The sequence below is a fragment of the Parabacteroides sp. AF48-14 genome, assembly GCF_003477465.1.
In the GTDB taxonomy this organism is placed as follows: Bacteria; Bacteroidota; Bacteroidia; order Bacteroidales; family Tannerellaceae; genus Parabacteroides; species Parabacteroides acidifaciens.
In genome coordinates, this window is the sequence record NZ_QUDI01000017.1 from 1 (window position 1) to 14595 (window position 14595).

Consider the following 14595-nt stretch of genomic DNA (forward strand, 5'->3'; position numbering starts at 1 on the left):
AATCAAATTATACAATAACCCCCTTTTCGGCCGTTTTTCTATTTCACCTGAAAAGTTGATCCGTTTTGGATTGACTATTTGTACGGGATTGGACCTTATTTCTGACAACAGGAGAAATGAGGTGCCGGGGCAATTCCAAAAAGCGTTCTTTTTGATTGCCGAATGCCGGATAAGCCGACAAAGTGGAAAACCTTAACTCCCGGAGAATCGAATATTTGAAAACAAAACGGACGGCGTTCCAAATATCGCAAGGAAATTAAGGGGCTTTTTTGCCATGAAAACGGTCCTCTTTCCAATTAGGACGGTCATAATCGCCATTACGACCGTCCTAATCTTTGCGAGGTGCCGAGTGCACTACACATTAGCACGGTCGCGGTGGCGATTTGGACGGTCGTAATTGCTGAAAACGCTCAAAAAAGAGGAAAAAGTCCCTTTTTGACGGCCAAAATGCGGATTAACATTTGTTCGCTTTTGGAGGCCGCGTGAAAGGCGAAAATACGTTTTTTACAATAAGCCCCCCGAATTACATTCTTTTCATCCTTAGTTCCCCTATTCTACCGTCAACACCTGTTCTCCCGATTTGAGTTTATATTCTTTCCCATTCCAGACAAACACTCCGGTGGTACCGGAAGGCAATACAAGGCGGGCAGTCAGTTTTCCATCCTTACCGATCTTATAAGCAGCGGTAACGCTGCCTGCCGGATGCGGCATTGTTCCGGATACCTCTTTCAAATCGCCCAGCGACGGAGCGATACGAACTTCCTTAAATCCAGGAGCCTTGCTATCGATACCCAACAGGATACGGAAGAACTCGATGTTCGGGCTGGCTCCCCAGGCATGGCAGTCCGAACGGGTCGGCTCGGGCATTTCTGCCCAAGTCGTCAAGCCAAGCGCCATCTGATCACGCCAGATTTGCAGGTTGTCGAGCAACAGGTCGCCCATCCCCGCCGCTTTCAATGCCTGATGTACATAATAACGGAAATAGATTGTCGCCTGGATCAGGGAAGTGTCGCTCAAAGTACGCTTCATCACGGTAGCAGCCTCATCCCCCGTAACAATACCCGCCAGGATAGCCAACGAATTGACATGCTGTGAGAAACTGCGGTGGTCGTAGGTATCGGCAAACAGGCCGCGCGCCTCATCCCAATACTTGGAACGGATCGTAGCGCGGATGGCGGAAGCAATCTCCGTATAGTGGTCCGCCATCGACGGAATACCAAAAGCCCGTTCCATTTCGGCAGCCGATTCGAGTGTCAAGATATACATCAAATCCTGGAAAGAAGAATTACCCTCCTTCTCACGCACAGGCTCGCCAGACTCAAAACCGGCGGACCAATCGGCAAAAAACCAGTGAGGTACATACCCTAAGCTGTGATCCGGCTTCAGCCACTGCTCATACCATGAAAGTACTCCCCGGTAGGCAGGCAACAAGGTCTTCATATAGGTTTCATCTCCCCGGTACATCCAATAATCATGTCCCATACAGATCCACCACAAGGAGAAAGAAGAAATAAACTGGTGCAGACTGGACGGATAACGGCTCATCGTAATCCCATCCGCCACAATTGACTGGCGTCCCTGCTCGATCGCATTCTTCACCATATATGCATCATGTGTATTATATAAGGTAATCATTGCCTGGATACGCGTATCACCGAAATACTGCAACTGCTCGTAATACGGGCAATCCATATACGTCTCGTTCGCACAAAGCCGTGCCGTACGCCAGCCGATATCCAACATCTTATTCAGATCCTCATGTCCGGGAGCGGAGAATGCGATCTCGCGACGGAACGGATAAGCAGAGAAAGTGCCATATACATCTTCCAGCACCAATGGTTCGGAAGCCGTAGAGATCGTCAGATCCACATACCGCCATGTGCGCCACCAAAGGGTGGTGAAATTGCGCCCCTCACCGCCGTCGGCAATCACCTTGTCTTCGTAACCGATCAGCCTTTTACCCTTCACCTCGTCCCGGTTTCCCTTTTCCGGAAGCGAATAAGACTTGGTTGTGCTTTTCTCCTCTCCCTCATAAAGCCCTTCGGCATAACCGATCGCAATCTCGGCCTCTTTGCCTTTGCTGAACAAAAGAGAAAGATAGCCCGTCGTCAGCTTCCCGTTATCTAACAGCAGACGCACTTTACTGTTGGCAGGGATCGTCAGGGATGTTTTACTCTTCAGGAAACCGGCAGGAGCTTTCACCCCTTCGGCTATGCGGACAGCTTCGAAACGTTCCGGCTGCATCTCCATCGGAGGGATCGGACAAGGAACGAGCAGCCGACCGGGATAGTCGCGCGAACCTTTCGCCCCTCCCTCGATACCGGAACGGGCTTTCTGCCAACGACTATCATCGTAACCCGGTTGCTCCCACCCCCAAGGATATTTGGCGGCAGCAAGCAGTTCGCCGGGACCTGCCACATAATAGCCCAACACAGGTTTGTGCCAAGGCGCATAGGCTTCATTCTTCATACAAAGCCATGAATCACCGGTATTAACAACCGCTTCCGCATCCGTATTTCCTTGCAACAAGAATCCGGTCTGATTAAAACTGACCTGCGCGACCGGTTTCTGTTCGGCATAATTCCAGACAACAGCAGCCAGCACATTCTTTCCCTTTTTCAGATAAGGGGCGAGGTCGACTGTTTCAAAATTCCAGTTATAGATATCCCCGCGCGACGGCCCGAGCGAAACGAACTGTCCGTTCACGTAGAGTTTATAGCGGTTATCCGCCGTCGCATGGACGATAAAACGTGACGGCACTTCGGCCAGATCGAATGTCTTACGCATATGGTAGACACCATACACATTAGCCGGTTCACCGGGCATGGAGATCCAGCGCGCTTTCCAGCGCCCCGCCAGTAATTCAGGATTTACGTCGGCTTGCCTGTAGCCCTCCAAGCGGATTTGGGCACTGAGTGATAAACTGCAAAGCAACGATAGCAAAATCAATACGCGTGTCTTCATTTGATACAGGGGTATTAGATATTAAACAAATAAGGATAGAGGCAAAGATAATATTTTGTTCTGTTATTTAGTGTTACCGGGCGGAAAAGGTTTTGAGATCAGTTGTATATTTGCCTCAATGAAACTACGGATACGGCTCATATTGGTTTTCGTTACACTTTCGGTTCTGGGGACATTCCTTTTCCAGGGTTACTGGCTTTGGAATAGTTACCGGATCGAAAAGAAACACTTCCAAAGCCGGATCAACGAAACCCTCCAGCAGGCCATAAACGAAGACCTGACCTTCCGCTTGGAAACATTAGAGAAAGACACAGCTCACGATGCACCTCACGGGCAGATCGAATTTACTTTCTCACTCGACAGCACCTCGCACGCATCTTCCCGGCAAAAGCCCCGAAGAGTCTATAATCGCACCAGTTTAAAGGTTGAGACAACAGCCGACAGTACTGTCTTCGGCTTATACAAACCCGAAAACACCCCTATGATGCGCATGGCCTTCAAAGGCATCTGGCAGGCTATAAACGGATTATCACCGGTAGACATCCAGAAGTTAGACAGCCTTTGGGGCACTTATCTCCGGCAGGAAGGCATACGGAATCCGCATTTCATAGACTTCACGCTCGGAAAAGACACCTTGCTGGCCTCTTCCCTTCCTGACAACGAGAATCCGGCACAGCTGATGCCGACACAGAAGATCGGTGTGAATGCCGACGACAGCATCGGGATACAAGGCTTCATCGTCTCTCCGGACAAAACGGTCTTTCGGGAAATGGGTACGCTGCTCTTTGCCTCTCTCCTGCTTCTGGCCATCACGACGGCTTGCTATACCTATCTGATCCGGACAATCCTCCGGCAAAAGACAATCGCACAGATCAAGAATGACTTCGTCAACAACATGACACACGAGTTGAAGACGCCGATCACCATCACCTACTCGGCCATTGACGCACTGCAAACCTTCAATTTCGTAGACAGAAAGAGACGCGTGAAGAATACTTCACCCTTTGCCGCCAGCAGCTTAAACACCTGTCAGGATTAGTCGAGAAGATACTCAGCATGGCAGTGGACGAACGCAAGAATTTCCGTTTACAGAAAGAGACATTCCAGCTCCGCCCGCTCATGGACAGCCTGATCCGCCAATTTATGCTAAAGGCAAATAAAGAAGTACGCTTCCACCTGGATATGCAACCGGAAGAGATTACAATATATGCCGACAAGCTACATTTCACGAACATGATCAGCAACCTGCTGGACAACGCCATCAAATATTCGGGAACAAGCGTCGATATCGACATCCGGACACGCGAAAGCGAAGAATGGCTGCAACTCAGTGTCACGGATAATGGCATCGGCATCCCGCAGGCCCAGCAATCGCGTGTGTTCGAACGTTTCTACCGTGTCTCGAAAGGCAACATCCACGATGTAAAAGGCTTCGGGCTCGGGCTCAGTTACGTCAAAGACATCGTAGAGCGGCACGGCGGCAGCATCACCCTTCAAAGCAAGGAACGGCAAGGAAGTACATTCACACTCTTAATACCCATCCGGAAATGATACATATATTATTAGCAGAAGACGAAATAACATTGGCTAAGATTATAAAAGACAGCCTCGAAAGCCGCCAGGAGTTTCGGATCACCCTGGCCGCCAACGGTAACGAAGCACTCGAATGTTACCATCGGCAAAAGCCGGACATCCTGGTGTTGGATGTATGATGCCTCAATTAGACGGATTCAACCTCGCCAAAATGATCCGGCAGACCGACAGCAAAACGCCAATTCTGTTCCTGACCGCCCGTTCTTCGGTCGACGATCTGGTGACAGGTTTCCATCTGGGAGGAAACGACTACCTGAAGAAGCCTTTCGACATGGAGGAACTAATCGTCCGCATCCAGGCCTTGCTGCACCGTCCCATACAGGCTTCCACCGTTAAGCAGGCGGATGTTTATACGATCGGACAATACACATTTCACTATCCGCACCAGACCTTACAAATGGACGACCATACGGAAACCCTTTCCCACCGGGAAGCGGAAATTCTCCGTATGTTGTGCCAGCATGCCAACGACGTGTTGCACCGCAAACCTGTCCTGCTCGAACTTTGGGGAGACGATACGTTTTTCAACGCCCGCAGCATGGACGTCTTTATCACCAAGCTCCGTAAAAAACTAAAAGCCGATCCCACCGTTCAGATACTGAACATCCGGGGAATCGGCTACAAGTTGATATTTTAGAAAATCAAATAAACAATTCCGGTTCGCGACGGGCGCTAAAGTTCTTGTGCAGCATCGCCGTATAAGGAGTATCGAACGTGCGGGCCGCCTCCGGACATTCCTTCACGCAGGCGCAACATTTGATACAGATCGCCGGATCACTGAACATCCGGTCGTCGACAATCGAAATGGCAGATACCGGACAGACATCTATGCAATATTCGCATTGCGTACACAGGTCTTCGTTCGTCACAGGAGCTTGCGGCGTAGACGGACCTTTCACCTTATAGGGGTAATTTCCTTTCACCTCGAGCGGCTTCAGGTCGGAAAGGCTTTTCGCCTGCTGCAATTTCATCCTGATTTCGCGTCCGAAACGGGTAGCCAACTCATGGTCGGCTTCATCAGGACGTTCGGCTGCAATCGGCATATCCTTCCGGCTGAACGAATGTTCGCCGATAAAAGCACCGGCAGAAACTGGGACAAAACCTGCAGCGGTCAGCGTATCGGACAATTCTTTCAAGGCATCCTCATAATCGCGGTTGCCATAGACGACAACCGGAACAACGGGAGCCTGATGTGCACTAAACGCGCGGAGACGTTCCATAGCTGTTTCCGCCACACGTCCCCCATACACAGGGACAGCCACAATCGTCAGCTCGTCACCGGCGATCTCTACCGGTTCTTCCGGCAATCCGTATGTAATATCGGATTCCAGCAGGATCTCTCCATCCAATCCTTCTGCGATCGCATAAGCTGTTTTAGCCGATGTATGCGTCGGAGAAAAATAAACTATATGCACATGACTGTATTCCATATCTTTTATTTTAAAGCCGTTTCAATCTTCTTCATCAGCTCGGCAAACTCTTCGTCTGTATAGCCTTTTGTAGCGTAAATGACTTTACCGGTCTTATCCACCAAATAGCTGCGCGGAATGAGGCTGTTGGCGAAAGCGCCATACACCGCACGGTTCTTGTCCGGATAAAGAGGGAAGGTAAAACCTTTCTTTTCGTTATACTTCTGCAACTCCGCATCCGAATGCTCACGGCCGATTACCAGCATGGCGAAATCCTTGTTGTCCTTGTATTTCGGCCAAAGCGTTTTCTGCACCTCAGCCAGCTCTTTCTGGCAGGGCGGACACCAGGTGGCAAAGAAGTTCACCAACACCACTTTCCCTTTCAGAGAAGAGGAAGGCGTCTCGGTTCCATTATCGTTCACAATCGTAAAAGCCGGCATCTGCTCACCCACCTTGACGATGTCACCACTCTCATCCTGCGCCTTCAAGACGAAGGCAAGGAGAGCAAAAAAGGAAAGGAATAAGTACTTCTTCATATTATTTGTGTTTAAAGAAGTGCGGCCCTTGCGGGTCGCACCCCATGTTATTGCATGCTTTGTGCTACATCGTAGCCGGCTTTCAACGCTTTGAGGTTCATCTCCACGATCTCTTCCCCTTTGCGTCCGAAAATACGGCGGATACCGTCAGCAATCTTGTCATATTCAATACCGATGAAAGGAGCGGCGGCGCCCAGCATCACGATATTGGCTGCACGTACGGAACCCACTTCCTTGGCGATGGCCTCCACATCCAGCACCACTTTATGCGGCAGCTTGTCCAGTTCTTCATTCACCTTTTCCATCTCCGGATAGTTGGGAATGTTGATAAACGGCTGCGAGTTCGTCACTAACCATCCGTCCTTTTTCAGGTACGGCAGGTAGCGAAGCGCCTCCATCGGCTCGAGCGAAATGATCAGGTCGGCGTGTCCCTGCGGGATCAAGTCGGAAGCGATCGGCTGGTCTGAGAGGCGGAGGTTCGACTGTACGTCGCCACCACGCTGGCTCATTCCGTGTACTTCAGCCTGCTTCATATACAGGCCCTCTTTCAATGCGGCTTCTCCGATAACGGCAGCGATGGAGAGGATGCCCTGTCCTCCCACACCGGATAATATAATATCTGCTTTCATTTCTTGCTTGCTTTTTTCTTTCTTGTTAATGTCTGGATACACTCGCGACGCGGGATCAGCACCGATACGCCTTTATACTCGATCTCTTCGCGGATGATCGTCTTCATCTCTTCGTAATTCTTCTTCAACGGAATCATCACACGGATGTGAGCCGGGTCTACGCCGATACCGGCACAGATCGATTCCAGCCGTCCTGTTCCCGCAGAATCCTGTCCGCCTGTCATGGCAGTCGTCTCGTTATCGGAAATTACGATCGTGATATTTGTATTTTCATTGACACAGTCCAGCAGGCCGGTCATACCGGAGTGCGTGAACGTCGAGTCGCCGATCACCGATACAGCCGGGAAAACACCCGCATCGGACGCACCTTTCGCCATCGTGACGGAAGCTCCCATGTCGATACAGGTATCGATCGCACGGAAAGGAGGCAAAGCTCCCAACGTATAACAGCCGATATCGCCGAACACCTTTGCACCCTTATATTCGGCCAAGACTTCGTTGAGCGCTTCATACACGTCACGGTGTCCGCAACCCTGGCATAATGCAGGCGGACGCTGTTCCACAACTTCCGGAGTGGCATAGTAGCCGGCAATCTCTTTACCTAATGCCTTGCCTACTGCATCGGGCGTCAGCTCGCCATCGCGTTGCAGCGTACCGTCCAAACGGCCATGCACCGTAACGCCGATACCGAGGAATCCTTTCAGTTGTTCTTCCACTACCGGATAACCTTCTTCGAGCACAAGGATTTCCTTGCATTCGCTCATAATCTTTTCCACCATCTTGCGGGGCAGCGGATACTGGCTGATCTTCAGCACCGGATGTTCAAACCCGTCCGGATAGTTTTCCGAAAGGTAGTTGAACGCGATACCAGTCGTAATGATTCCCAATTCCTTATTGGGAGCATCGAAATACTTGTTATAGGAAGAGGCTTCGGAAGAAGCGACAAATGTATCTTGTGCAGCGATCAACGTCTTGAAACGTTTGCGGGCAAGAGCCGGAAGGAGGATGAAACGCTGGCGACCGTCTTCGGGCGTATGCATTTCGTTTTCAGGCTTCTGTGCGCGGGTAACCACGCCTGCGCGAGAGTGAGCCATACGGGTTGTGATGCGGACCAGAACCGGATAGCCCAACTTTTCGGAAAGTTCGAACCCTTCATATACCATATCGTAAGCCTCTTGCTGGCTGGACGGCTCGAGCATCGGGATCATGGCGAAATTGCCGAACATACGGTTGTCCTGTTCGTTCTGGGAAGAGTGCATGGAAGGATCGTCGGCAGTTATGATGATCATACCGCCATTGATACCGCTCATGGCAGCATTCATGAAACAGTCGGCAGCCACGTTCAGCCCCACATGTTTCATACAGCACAACGCGCGCTTACCGGCATAGCTCATACCTAAAGCGGCTTCCATCGCAGTTTTCTCATTTGCGCTCCAGCGGCAGTGGATGCCTCTTTCCTTTGCCACGGCCGATCCCTGGATATACTCGGTTATTTCGGTCGAAGGGGTTCCCGGATAGGCATAAACACCGGACAAGCCCGCATCTATAGCAGCTTGCGCGATTGCCTCATCCCCTAAAAATAGATGTTTTTCCATGTAATGTTTATTTGTTTTTAATCGATTTTTCTGTGTTATCTAACCTACAAAGATAAGACTTTTACCTATATCCGCAATAATATCTCCGCAATTGGATTTTGTTTCATCGGCATGGAACTTTAGTTTCGTCCTCATGGAACAAAAGTTTCATGGGCATGAAACTTTTTTTTCATGCCTATCGGATCTTCCGTCTGTTCAATTCCGCCCGATAGCGATTGGCGTTGCGGTTATGTTCAGCAAGGGTGGCGGCAAAGTTATGACGCCCGGAAAAATCTTCCTTCGCACACATATATAAGTAATTATGCTGCATATAATTCAAAACGGCATCCAACCCCTTGATTGTCGGGATGCGAAGCGGTCCGGGCGGCAACCCGGTGTGTTTGTAAGTATTATAAGGAGAATCGACCTCCAGATGTTCGAAAAGGATGCGTTGCAACGAGAAGTCACCGATAGCGAACTTTACAGTCGGATCAGCCTGAAGGGGAATTCCCCGGTGAAGGCGGTTGAGATACAGTCCGGCCACAATCGGATATTCATCTGCCGCCGCCGTTTCTTCCTCCACGATAGAGGCAAGGATAGAAACTTCCGCCGGTGTCAACCCGATGGCTTTCGCTTTGGCAAGACGGGCGTCCGTCCAGAAATTGTTATACTCGCGTTTCATCCGCTGCATCAACTTGTCGGCTGATATATTCCAATACACCTCATATGTATTGGGAATAAACAACGTATTGATCGTTTCGGTCGTGAAACCCAGCGAGTCACAATAGGCGGAATCTGTAAGCAGGTGGAGCAATTCGTCCTCCCCTATCATCAACTGCTCCGAGAGCCGTTCCGCCAGGTCCTTCTTAAAACGGATATTATTAAAAGTAATGCGGGTTGCCACCTGATGCCCCCGGCGCAGGTCGTTAAGCAACGTCAGATTGTTCATGCCCGGCTCTACGGCATAACGTCCGGTACGCATATTGGCAGGGTATTTCAGCATACCGGCAAGTTGTTTGAAGCTTCCGATGCGCCGGCATCCGGCAGAATCTTGCAACTGACGGCAGAGATCATCAAAATCTTTGCGGGTGTCGATATATACATACACAGTATTGCGCGGTGCGAAATCCGGCGCCAGTAACAGACGGTAGGCCCAAAAGCCCGTTCCCGCCAGCAACAGGACGATAAAAGACAGGATTCCTATGATAACTGTTCGCTTCGAAAACTTTTTTCCACTCATATTTCACTTAATAATTCTCTGAATATCAGAACCGGGCACAAAAGTAACACCTTTTTCTTAAAAAATATCGTCAAAATGCTTTGTATATTCAAAAACTTCAGCCTATCTTTGCAGCGCAATTCAAGGAAATGAAGCGCGAAGCCCATGGAAGTGTGGGTGAGTGGCTGAAACCACCAGTTTGCTAAACTGACGTACTCGCAAGGGTACCGGGGGTTCGAATCCCCCCGCTTCCGCAACGAAGGCTGCCAATCGAAAGATTGACAGCCTTTTTTGTGTTTAGGAAATCAGCCGAACTCTCAACTTAATTCTTCCTCCAGTGCGCCACGCAACTGCTGAAATTCCTTTCTGATACGTCTTTGCATACGAAAGCCGGCGAAGAAACCGACAACCATTCCGCAGCAAGCACCATAGAAGGCATACATTTCTTGCGCCCTGTACAGGTCCAGCATGAATAAGGCTATTACGACCAAGGCTAAAGGAAAACCGATCAGGATACCCACTTTCTGGAACTTTTCCAGTTTGAAAGTCGAAATCAGGGCTTCCTTGCTCGTCATCCATTTATAGTCCGTCTTTGCCAGACCCCTCCACAGAAAACCTTTATGAATTGCCATCACAATAAAGAAAAACAGAAAAGCAAACTTCGTCCACGAGCCAATGCCATCGATCTCCAGAAAAAGAAGGTTGATAACACCCGGAGCCATCAGGCATAGCAAGGTCATCCTCCTAAATCTGTTTTTCAATCGTTCGCGGACTGAAACAATATGTTCCCTCACCACTCTTTGTGCCATTTCATTATTCTCATCCATCCGGTCGATATGTTCATCGATCTCTCTCCATCCTTTTTTTAAATCTTCCAGTTCCATGATTATTCCTTTCTATTGATTTGCTAATACGTTTAATTTCTCTTTGATACGCTTCAATTTAGAAGCGATATTGTTGCGCGATAATCCGGTGATTTCGGCGATCTCCTCATACGACCGTTCATCCAGCCACAACATGATAATGGCTTTTTCCAAACGGTTCAACTGACCGATAAGCCGGTACATCTCACGCAGGTGTGCCGCCTTTTCATCCTCTTCCGATACGAGCCCGAACAGGTTTTCCAACGGCAGCGTGTCCGTTATTTTATCGTGTTTGCGGTAGAATGAAATACAGGTATTCAAGCTCACGCGATAAATCCACGACGAGACTTTTGCATCTCCCTTGAAACTGCCAAACCCCTGCCATAAGTTGACCAACACCTCCTGATGCAAATCCTTCAAATGCTCTTCATCCTTGGCATAGAGATAGCAAACTTTATAAATAAGCCTCCTGTATTCTTTTACCAAAGCCAAAAACGCCTGTTCACGTTCTTTCTCTACTCTCATAACTTTTCTTTTTTCTACATAAGACGCAGCATTTCGCTATTAGTTGCAAAGGAGAGAAAAATACAATATCATTTTAATATATATTTCCAAATATCACAGTATATTTGCGCTGATATTCTGATTTTATATTTCTAATTATTAGTCAAATGAAAAAGATTGTTGGATTTTTGTCGACCATCATGATGGTCGCATTTTGTATTTCATGCAGTGGCAATGCAAAGCAAGGTGAAACCGCCCAGGCAAGTACGGAAAAAACAGTTTCACCGCAGAAAGAGAAGAAAACGATTGTTTGCCGTGTATTGGTGAAAGAAGGACAAGAGGCCGCATTTGTCGATGTTGCCAAAACATTGGTCGACGCAACGCGCCAGGAAGCCGGCAATATCAGTTATAACCTCTACCAGTCACCCTTCGACTCCAAATCATTCATTTTTTATGAAGAATACAAAGACGATGCCGCCTTTGATTTCCACGCGAACTCCGATCACTTCAAAGCTTTCGCAGCAGCTATCCCCGATATGCTGGCAGCGGATCTGAATATCGAACAGTTCTGATAGTAAGATTTCAAGAAATTATCATAAATAAGCATATCTCTCTCTCACCGGACATAGCGGCTTATTGTGTTATTACCTATTATTCAAGCTCACTTTTCTTAACGTTCTTTAATCCGGATACAATCAAGGTATAATGAATGAAATATAACGTCCAATCCTCATTATTCCTCCACATTTTCCATCCTTCCAGCACAATGATTTTTTAGGAAATGGTTTCTAAAATAGCACAATTACACTCAAAAAAGAAAACGTTTTTTCCCCTCCTCTTGTTACTTCCCAAGCTAAAAGAGAAGCAGACAATCGCCAGAACATTTCTATGTGACTGACGAACTTTGTCGCATACAAACCTGATTGATAAAATATGATATATCTGTTGATTTTATTAGCCTTTCTGATTTCCGTCCTGATGTCGATGGTGATAATTCCGAGGATATTGGTTGTGGCACTGAAGAAACGGCTGTTCGATATGCCTGACAGCAGGAAGATACACGAGGGAGCCATACCGAGGTTAGGCGGGCTGTGTTTCGCTCCGGCGATCCTGTTCTCCGTATCGTTCGTCTCCGCCCTTTACTGTACGGGCTATTTATACGGATACCAGATTCCGCAATGGTTGTTCACACACATATTGTCGGAGTTCTACCTATTGGCATGCGGTGTTATCCTGCTGTACCTTGCCGGACTCAAAGACGACCTGGTGGGAATGCGCTATACGACCAAGTTCATGATACAGATAGTGGCAGCCCTGCTGCTACCATTGTCGGGATTGTGGATCAATAACTTGTACGGATTGTTCGGGGTTTACGAGCTGGCGCCCTGGATCGGGATTCCGCTCACCATCCTTGTGATCGTGTTTATCACCAATGCCATCAACCTGATCGACGGGATCGACGGGCTGGCTTCGGGACTGAGCGGGTCGGCATTGCTGGTGCTCGGAAGCCTCTTCCTGATAAACGGGATGTGGATATACGCCATGCTGTCGTTCGCCACATTAGGTGTATTAATCCCTTTCTTTTATTATAATGTGTTCGGACAGGTGAAACAGGGACGGAAAATCTTCATGGGCGATACCGGGAGTCTGACGTTAGGATATATCCTCGTGTTCCTCGCCGTCCGCTATGCATCCTATAATCCAGACATCGCCCACTATTCCGCTGGAGCTATCGTGGTAGCTTTCTCGACACTGATCGTGCCAATGTTCGACGTTGTCCGGGTGATGGTCGTACGTGCACGCAACCACAAACCGCTGTTCAAACCGGACCGCAACCATATACACCATAAATTCCTTGATATGGGAATGACACCGCACAAAGCGATGATCAGCATCGTCATCATTGCCTGCCTGTTCAGCAGCCTGAATATCCTGCTGGTGTCATTCGTGAATATCAATATCGTATTCGCGGGTGACATCCTGATCTGGGTTGGTTTAAGCATTTGGTTCGAAAGGACTGGCTGCAAAAAGGAATCGCTCAAGGGGAAAGAATTTGTCAAACGATTTTAGAAAAAATACAAATAATGAAAGTATGTTTTATGGGGCTGGGCTACATCGGCCTGCCTACCGCAATCATAGCCGCCGGGAACGGCGTGGATGTCATCGGCGTAGATGTGAATCCGAAAGTAGTGGAAATGACAAACCGGGGAGTGATCCACATCGTGGAACCGGGTTTACAGGAATTGTGCTCGGAGGTAGTCAAAACGGGAAAACTGAAGGCTTCGGGAACTCCCGAAGAAAGCGATGTCTACCTGGTCGTCGTCCCGACTCCGTTCAAGGGGAACCATGAACCGGACATCTCGTATGTCGAAGCGGCGACGCGCATGGTGGCACCTTTACTTAAGGAGGGAGATTTGTTCGTGATCGAATCGACCTCACCTGTCGGAACGACCGAGAAGATGGGGCATCTGATCTATGCTCTCCGTCCGGAGCTGACGGGAAAAGTGTTCATCGCTTACTGTCCGGAGCGTGTCTTGCCGGGAAACGTAATATACGAGTTGGTACACAACGACCGGGTGATCGGTGGGCTCGACAAGGAATCGACCGAAAAGGCGGTGCAGTTCTACAGTCTTTTCGTCAAAGGGACTCTCCACCGGACAAATGCGCGGACGGCGGAAATGTGTAAGCTGACAGAAAACTCCTCACGCGACGTGCAGATCGCCTTTGCCAACGAACTGTCGCTTATCTGCGACAAGGCGGGAATCAACGTTTGGGAGCTGATCGAGCTTGCAAACAAGCATCCGCGTGTCAACATCTTGCAACCGGGCTCAGGCGTTGGAGGCCATTGCATCGCAGTAGACCCCTATTTTCTGACTTCGGAGTTCCCCTATGAGTCACAACTCATCTCGAAAGCCCGCGAGATCAACAACTACAAGGCTTTCTGGTGTGCCGAAAAAATCGAAAACGCCATTCTCCGTTTCCTGCTGGACCATCATCGCATGCCGATTGTCGCTCTGATGGGGCTGGCCTCAAGCCCAACATCGACGACCTGCGCGAATCGCCTGCCAAATACATCGCTACCAAAGTCCTCCAACGCTCCGCCGATACCGATATCCTGATCGTTGAGCCAAACGTCCACAACCACCCGGTCTTCAAACTGACTCCCTACCAGGAAGCCTACGCCCGCGCCAACATCGTCGCTTTCCTCGTCGCCCACCAGGAATTCAAATCCTTGCCTTACGACGGGAACAAGGTGATACTGGATTTTTGCGGGGTGTATAAATAACGATTATCGGCTCAGGTA

The 14595-nt window shown here is 49.1% G+C and carries 12 protein-coding genes, 1 tRNA gene and 2 pseudogenes; 7 read left to right on the forward strand and 8 right to left on the reverse strand.

Annotation, left to right across the window (positions count from 1 at the left end; translation table 11 throughout):
• Positions 1 to 549 precede the first annotated feature (549 nt).
• The gene (locus tag DW083_RS09495) at positions 550 to 2964 is read right to left on the reverse strand and encodes an alpha-L-rhamnosidase C-terminal domain-containing protein (protein ID WP_122332214.1); all 2415 of its coding nucleotides are present in this window, start codon (positions 2962 to 2964) and stop codon (positions 550 to 552) included.
• Positions 2965 to 3082: 118 nt separating this feature from the next.
• Between DW083_RS09495 and DW083_RS22705 the strand changes: the two genes are divergently transcribed.
• The 3 genes and pseudogenes from DW083_RS22705 (at position 3083) to DW083_RS09505 (ending at position 5194) form a co-directional block, all read left to right on the forward strand.
• Complete coding sequence (locus DW083_RS22705) at positions 3083 to 4003, forward strand: hypothetical protein (protein WP_233552074.1); 921 nt, start codon at positions 3083 to 3085, stop codon at positions 4001 to 4003.
• A gap of 17 nt (positions 4004 to 4020) precedes the next feature.
• Positions 4021 to 4515, forward strand: a complete 495-nt coding sequence (locus DW083_RS22710; RefSeq protein WP_233552081.1) for a sensor histidine kinase KdpD — start codon at positions 4021 to 4023, stop codon at positions 4513 to 4515.
• Positions 4512 to 5194: pseudogene (locus tag DW083_RS09505) on the forward strand (response regulator transcription factor). Before DW083_RS22710 ends, DW083_RS09505 begins: the two are co-directional and overlap by 4 nt.
• A gap of 4 nt (positions 5195 to 5198) precedes the next feature.
• Here the strand turns inward: DW083_RS09505 and DW083_RS09510 are convergent.
• From DW083_RS09510 to mltG, 5 genes are all read right to left on the reverse strand, one after another.
• Complete coding sequence (locus DW083_RS09510; protein WP_122332215.1) at positions 5199 to 5987, reverse strand: 4Fe-4S binding protein; 789 nt, start codon at positions 5985 to 5987, stop codon at positions 5199 to 5201.
• A gap of 5 nt (positions 5988 to 5992) precedes the next feature.
• The gene (locus DW083_RS09515; RefSeq protein WP_115499034.1) at positions 5993 to 6502 is read right to left on the reverse strand and encodes a TlpA disulfide reductase family protein; all 510 of its coding nucleotides are present in this window, start codon (positions 6500 to 6502) and stop codon (positions 5993 to 5995) included.
• Positions 6503 to 6549: 47 nt separating this feature from the next.
• A complete protein-coding gene (locus DW083_RS09520; RefSeq protein WP_122332216.1) occupies positions 6550 to 7131 on the reverse strand; it encodes an indolepyruvate oxidoreductase subunit beta in 582 nt (193 codons plus the stop codon).
• Positions 7128 to 8726 (reverse strand): thiamine pyrophosphate-dependent enzyme, encoded by a 1599-nt coding sequence (locus tag DW083_RS09525; protein ID WP_115499036.1) that lies wholly within the window; start codon positions 8724 to 8726, stop codon positions 7128 to 7130. Before DW083_RS09525 ends, DW083_RS09520 begins: the two co-directional genes overlap by 4 nt.
• 175 nt (positions 8727 to 8901) lie before the next feature.
• A complete protein-coding gene (gene mltG / locus DW083_RS09530; protein ID WP_122332217.1) occupies positions 8902 to 9945 on the reverse strand; it encodes an endolytic transglycosylase MltG in 1044 nt (347 codons plus the stop codon).
• 146 nt (positions 9946 to 10091) lie between these two features.
• On the opposite strand from mltG, the gene DW083_RS09535 reads away from it, so the two are divergent.
• Positions 10092 to 10178 (forward strand) — tRNA-Ser (locus DW083_RS09535).
• Positions 10179 to 10241: 63 nt separating this feature from the next.
• Here the strand turns inward: DW083_RS09535 and DW083_RS09540 are convergent.
• Entirely contained in the window at positions 10242 to 10808 is a 567-nt protein-coding gene (locus DW083_RS09540) for a hypothetical protein (RefSeq protein ID WP_122332218.1), read from the reverse strand.
• Positions 10809 to 10820: 12 nt separating this feature from the next.
• On the reverse strand, positions 10821 to 11312 hold the full coding sequence (locus DW083_RS09545) for an RNA polymerase sigma factor (RefSeq protein WP_122332219.1): 492 nt from the start codon (positions 11310 to 11312) through the stop codon (positions 10821 to 10823).
• Between the two features lie 146 nt (positions 11313 to 11458).
• On the opposite strand from DW083_RS09545, the gene DW083_RS09550 reads away from it, so the two are divergent.
• The 3 genes and pseudogenes from DW083_RS09550 (at position 11459) to wecC (ending at position 14577) form a co-directional block, all read left to right on the forward strand.
• Positions 11459 to 11863 carry a putative quinol monooxygenase gene (locus tag DW083_RS09550; RefSeq protein WP_233552087.1) on the forward strand — a complete coding sequence of 135 codons (405 nt, stop codon included), beginning with the start codon at positions 11459 to 11461 and terminating at the stop codon, positions 11861 to 11863.
• A gap of 361 nt (positions 11864 to 12224) precedes the next feature.
• Positions 12225 to 13361 (forward strand): MraY family glycosyltransferase, encoded by a 1137-nt coding sequence (locus DW083_RS09555; RefSeq protein WP_122332220.1) that lies wholly within the window; start codon positions 12225 to 12227, stop codon positions 13359 to 13361.
• Positions 13362 to 13375: 14 nt separating this feature from the next.
• Positions 13376 to 14577 (forward strand): annotated as a pseudogene (wecC, locus tag DW083_RS09560) (UDP-N-acetyl-D-mannosamine dehydrogenase).
• Positions 14578 to 14595: the final 18 nt, after the last annotated feature.

What these genes read in the sequence shown, in the direction of transcription:
- DW083_RS09515 (WP_115499034.1), bottom strand. Translation starts at nt 6,502, where the DNA reads ATGAAGAAGTACTTATTCCTTTCCTTTTTTGCTCTCCTTGCCTTCGTC.
- DW083_RS09555 (WP_122332220.1), top strand. Translation starts at nt 12,225, where the DNA reads ATGATATATCTGTTGATTTTATTAGCCTTTCTGATTTCCGTCCTGATG.
- DW083_RS09510 (WP_122332215.1), bottom strand. Translation starts at nt 5,987, where the DNA reads ATGGAATACAGTCATGTGCATATAGTTTATTTTTCTCCGACGCATACA.
- DW083_RS09540 (WP_122332218.1), bottom strand. Translation starts at nt 10,808, where the DNA reads ATGGAACTGGAAGATTTAAAAAAAGGATGGAGAGAGATCGATGAACAT.
- DW083_RS09520 (WP_122332216.1), bottom strand. Translation starts at nt 7,131, where the DNA reads ATGAAAGCAGATATTATATTATCCGGTGTGGGAGGACAGGGCATCCTC.
- mltG (WP_122332217.1), bottom strand. Translation starts at nt 9,945, where the DNA reads ATGAGTGGAAAAAAGTTTTCGAAGCGAACAGTTATCATAGGAATCCTG.
- DW083_RS22710 (WP_233552081.1), top strand. Translation starts at nt 4,021, where the DNA reads ATGGCAGTGGACGAACGCAAGAATTTCCGTTTACAGAAAGAGACATTC.
- DW083_RS09525 (WP_115499036.1), bottom strand. Translation starts at nt 8,726, where the DNA reads ATGGAAAAACATCTATTTTTAGGGGATGAGGCAATCGCGCAAGCTGCT.
- DW083_RS09545 (WP_122332219.1), bottom strand. Translation starts at nt 11,312, where the DNA reads ATGAGAGTAGAGAAAGAACGTGAACAGGCGTTTTTGGCTTTGGTAAAA.
- DW083_RS09495 (WP_122332214.1), bottom strand. Translation starts at nt 2,964, where the DNA reads ATGAAGACACGCGTATTGATTTTGCTATCGTTGCTTTGCAGTTTATCA.
- DW083_RS09550 (WP_233552087.1), top strand. Translation starts at nt 11,459, where the DNA reads ATGAAAAAGATTGTTGGATTTTTGTCGACCATCATGATGGTCGCATTT.
- DW083_RS22705 (WP_233552074.1), top strand. Translation starts at nt 3,083, where the DNA reads ATGAAACTACGGATACGGCTCATATTGGTTTTCGTTACACTTTCGGTT.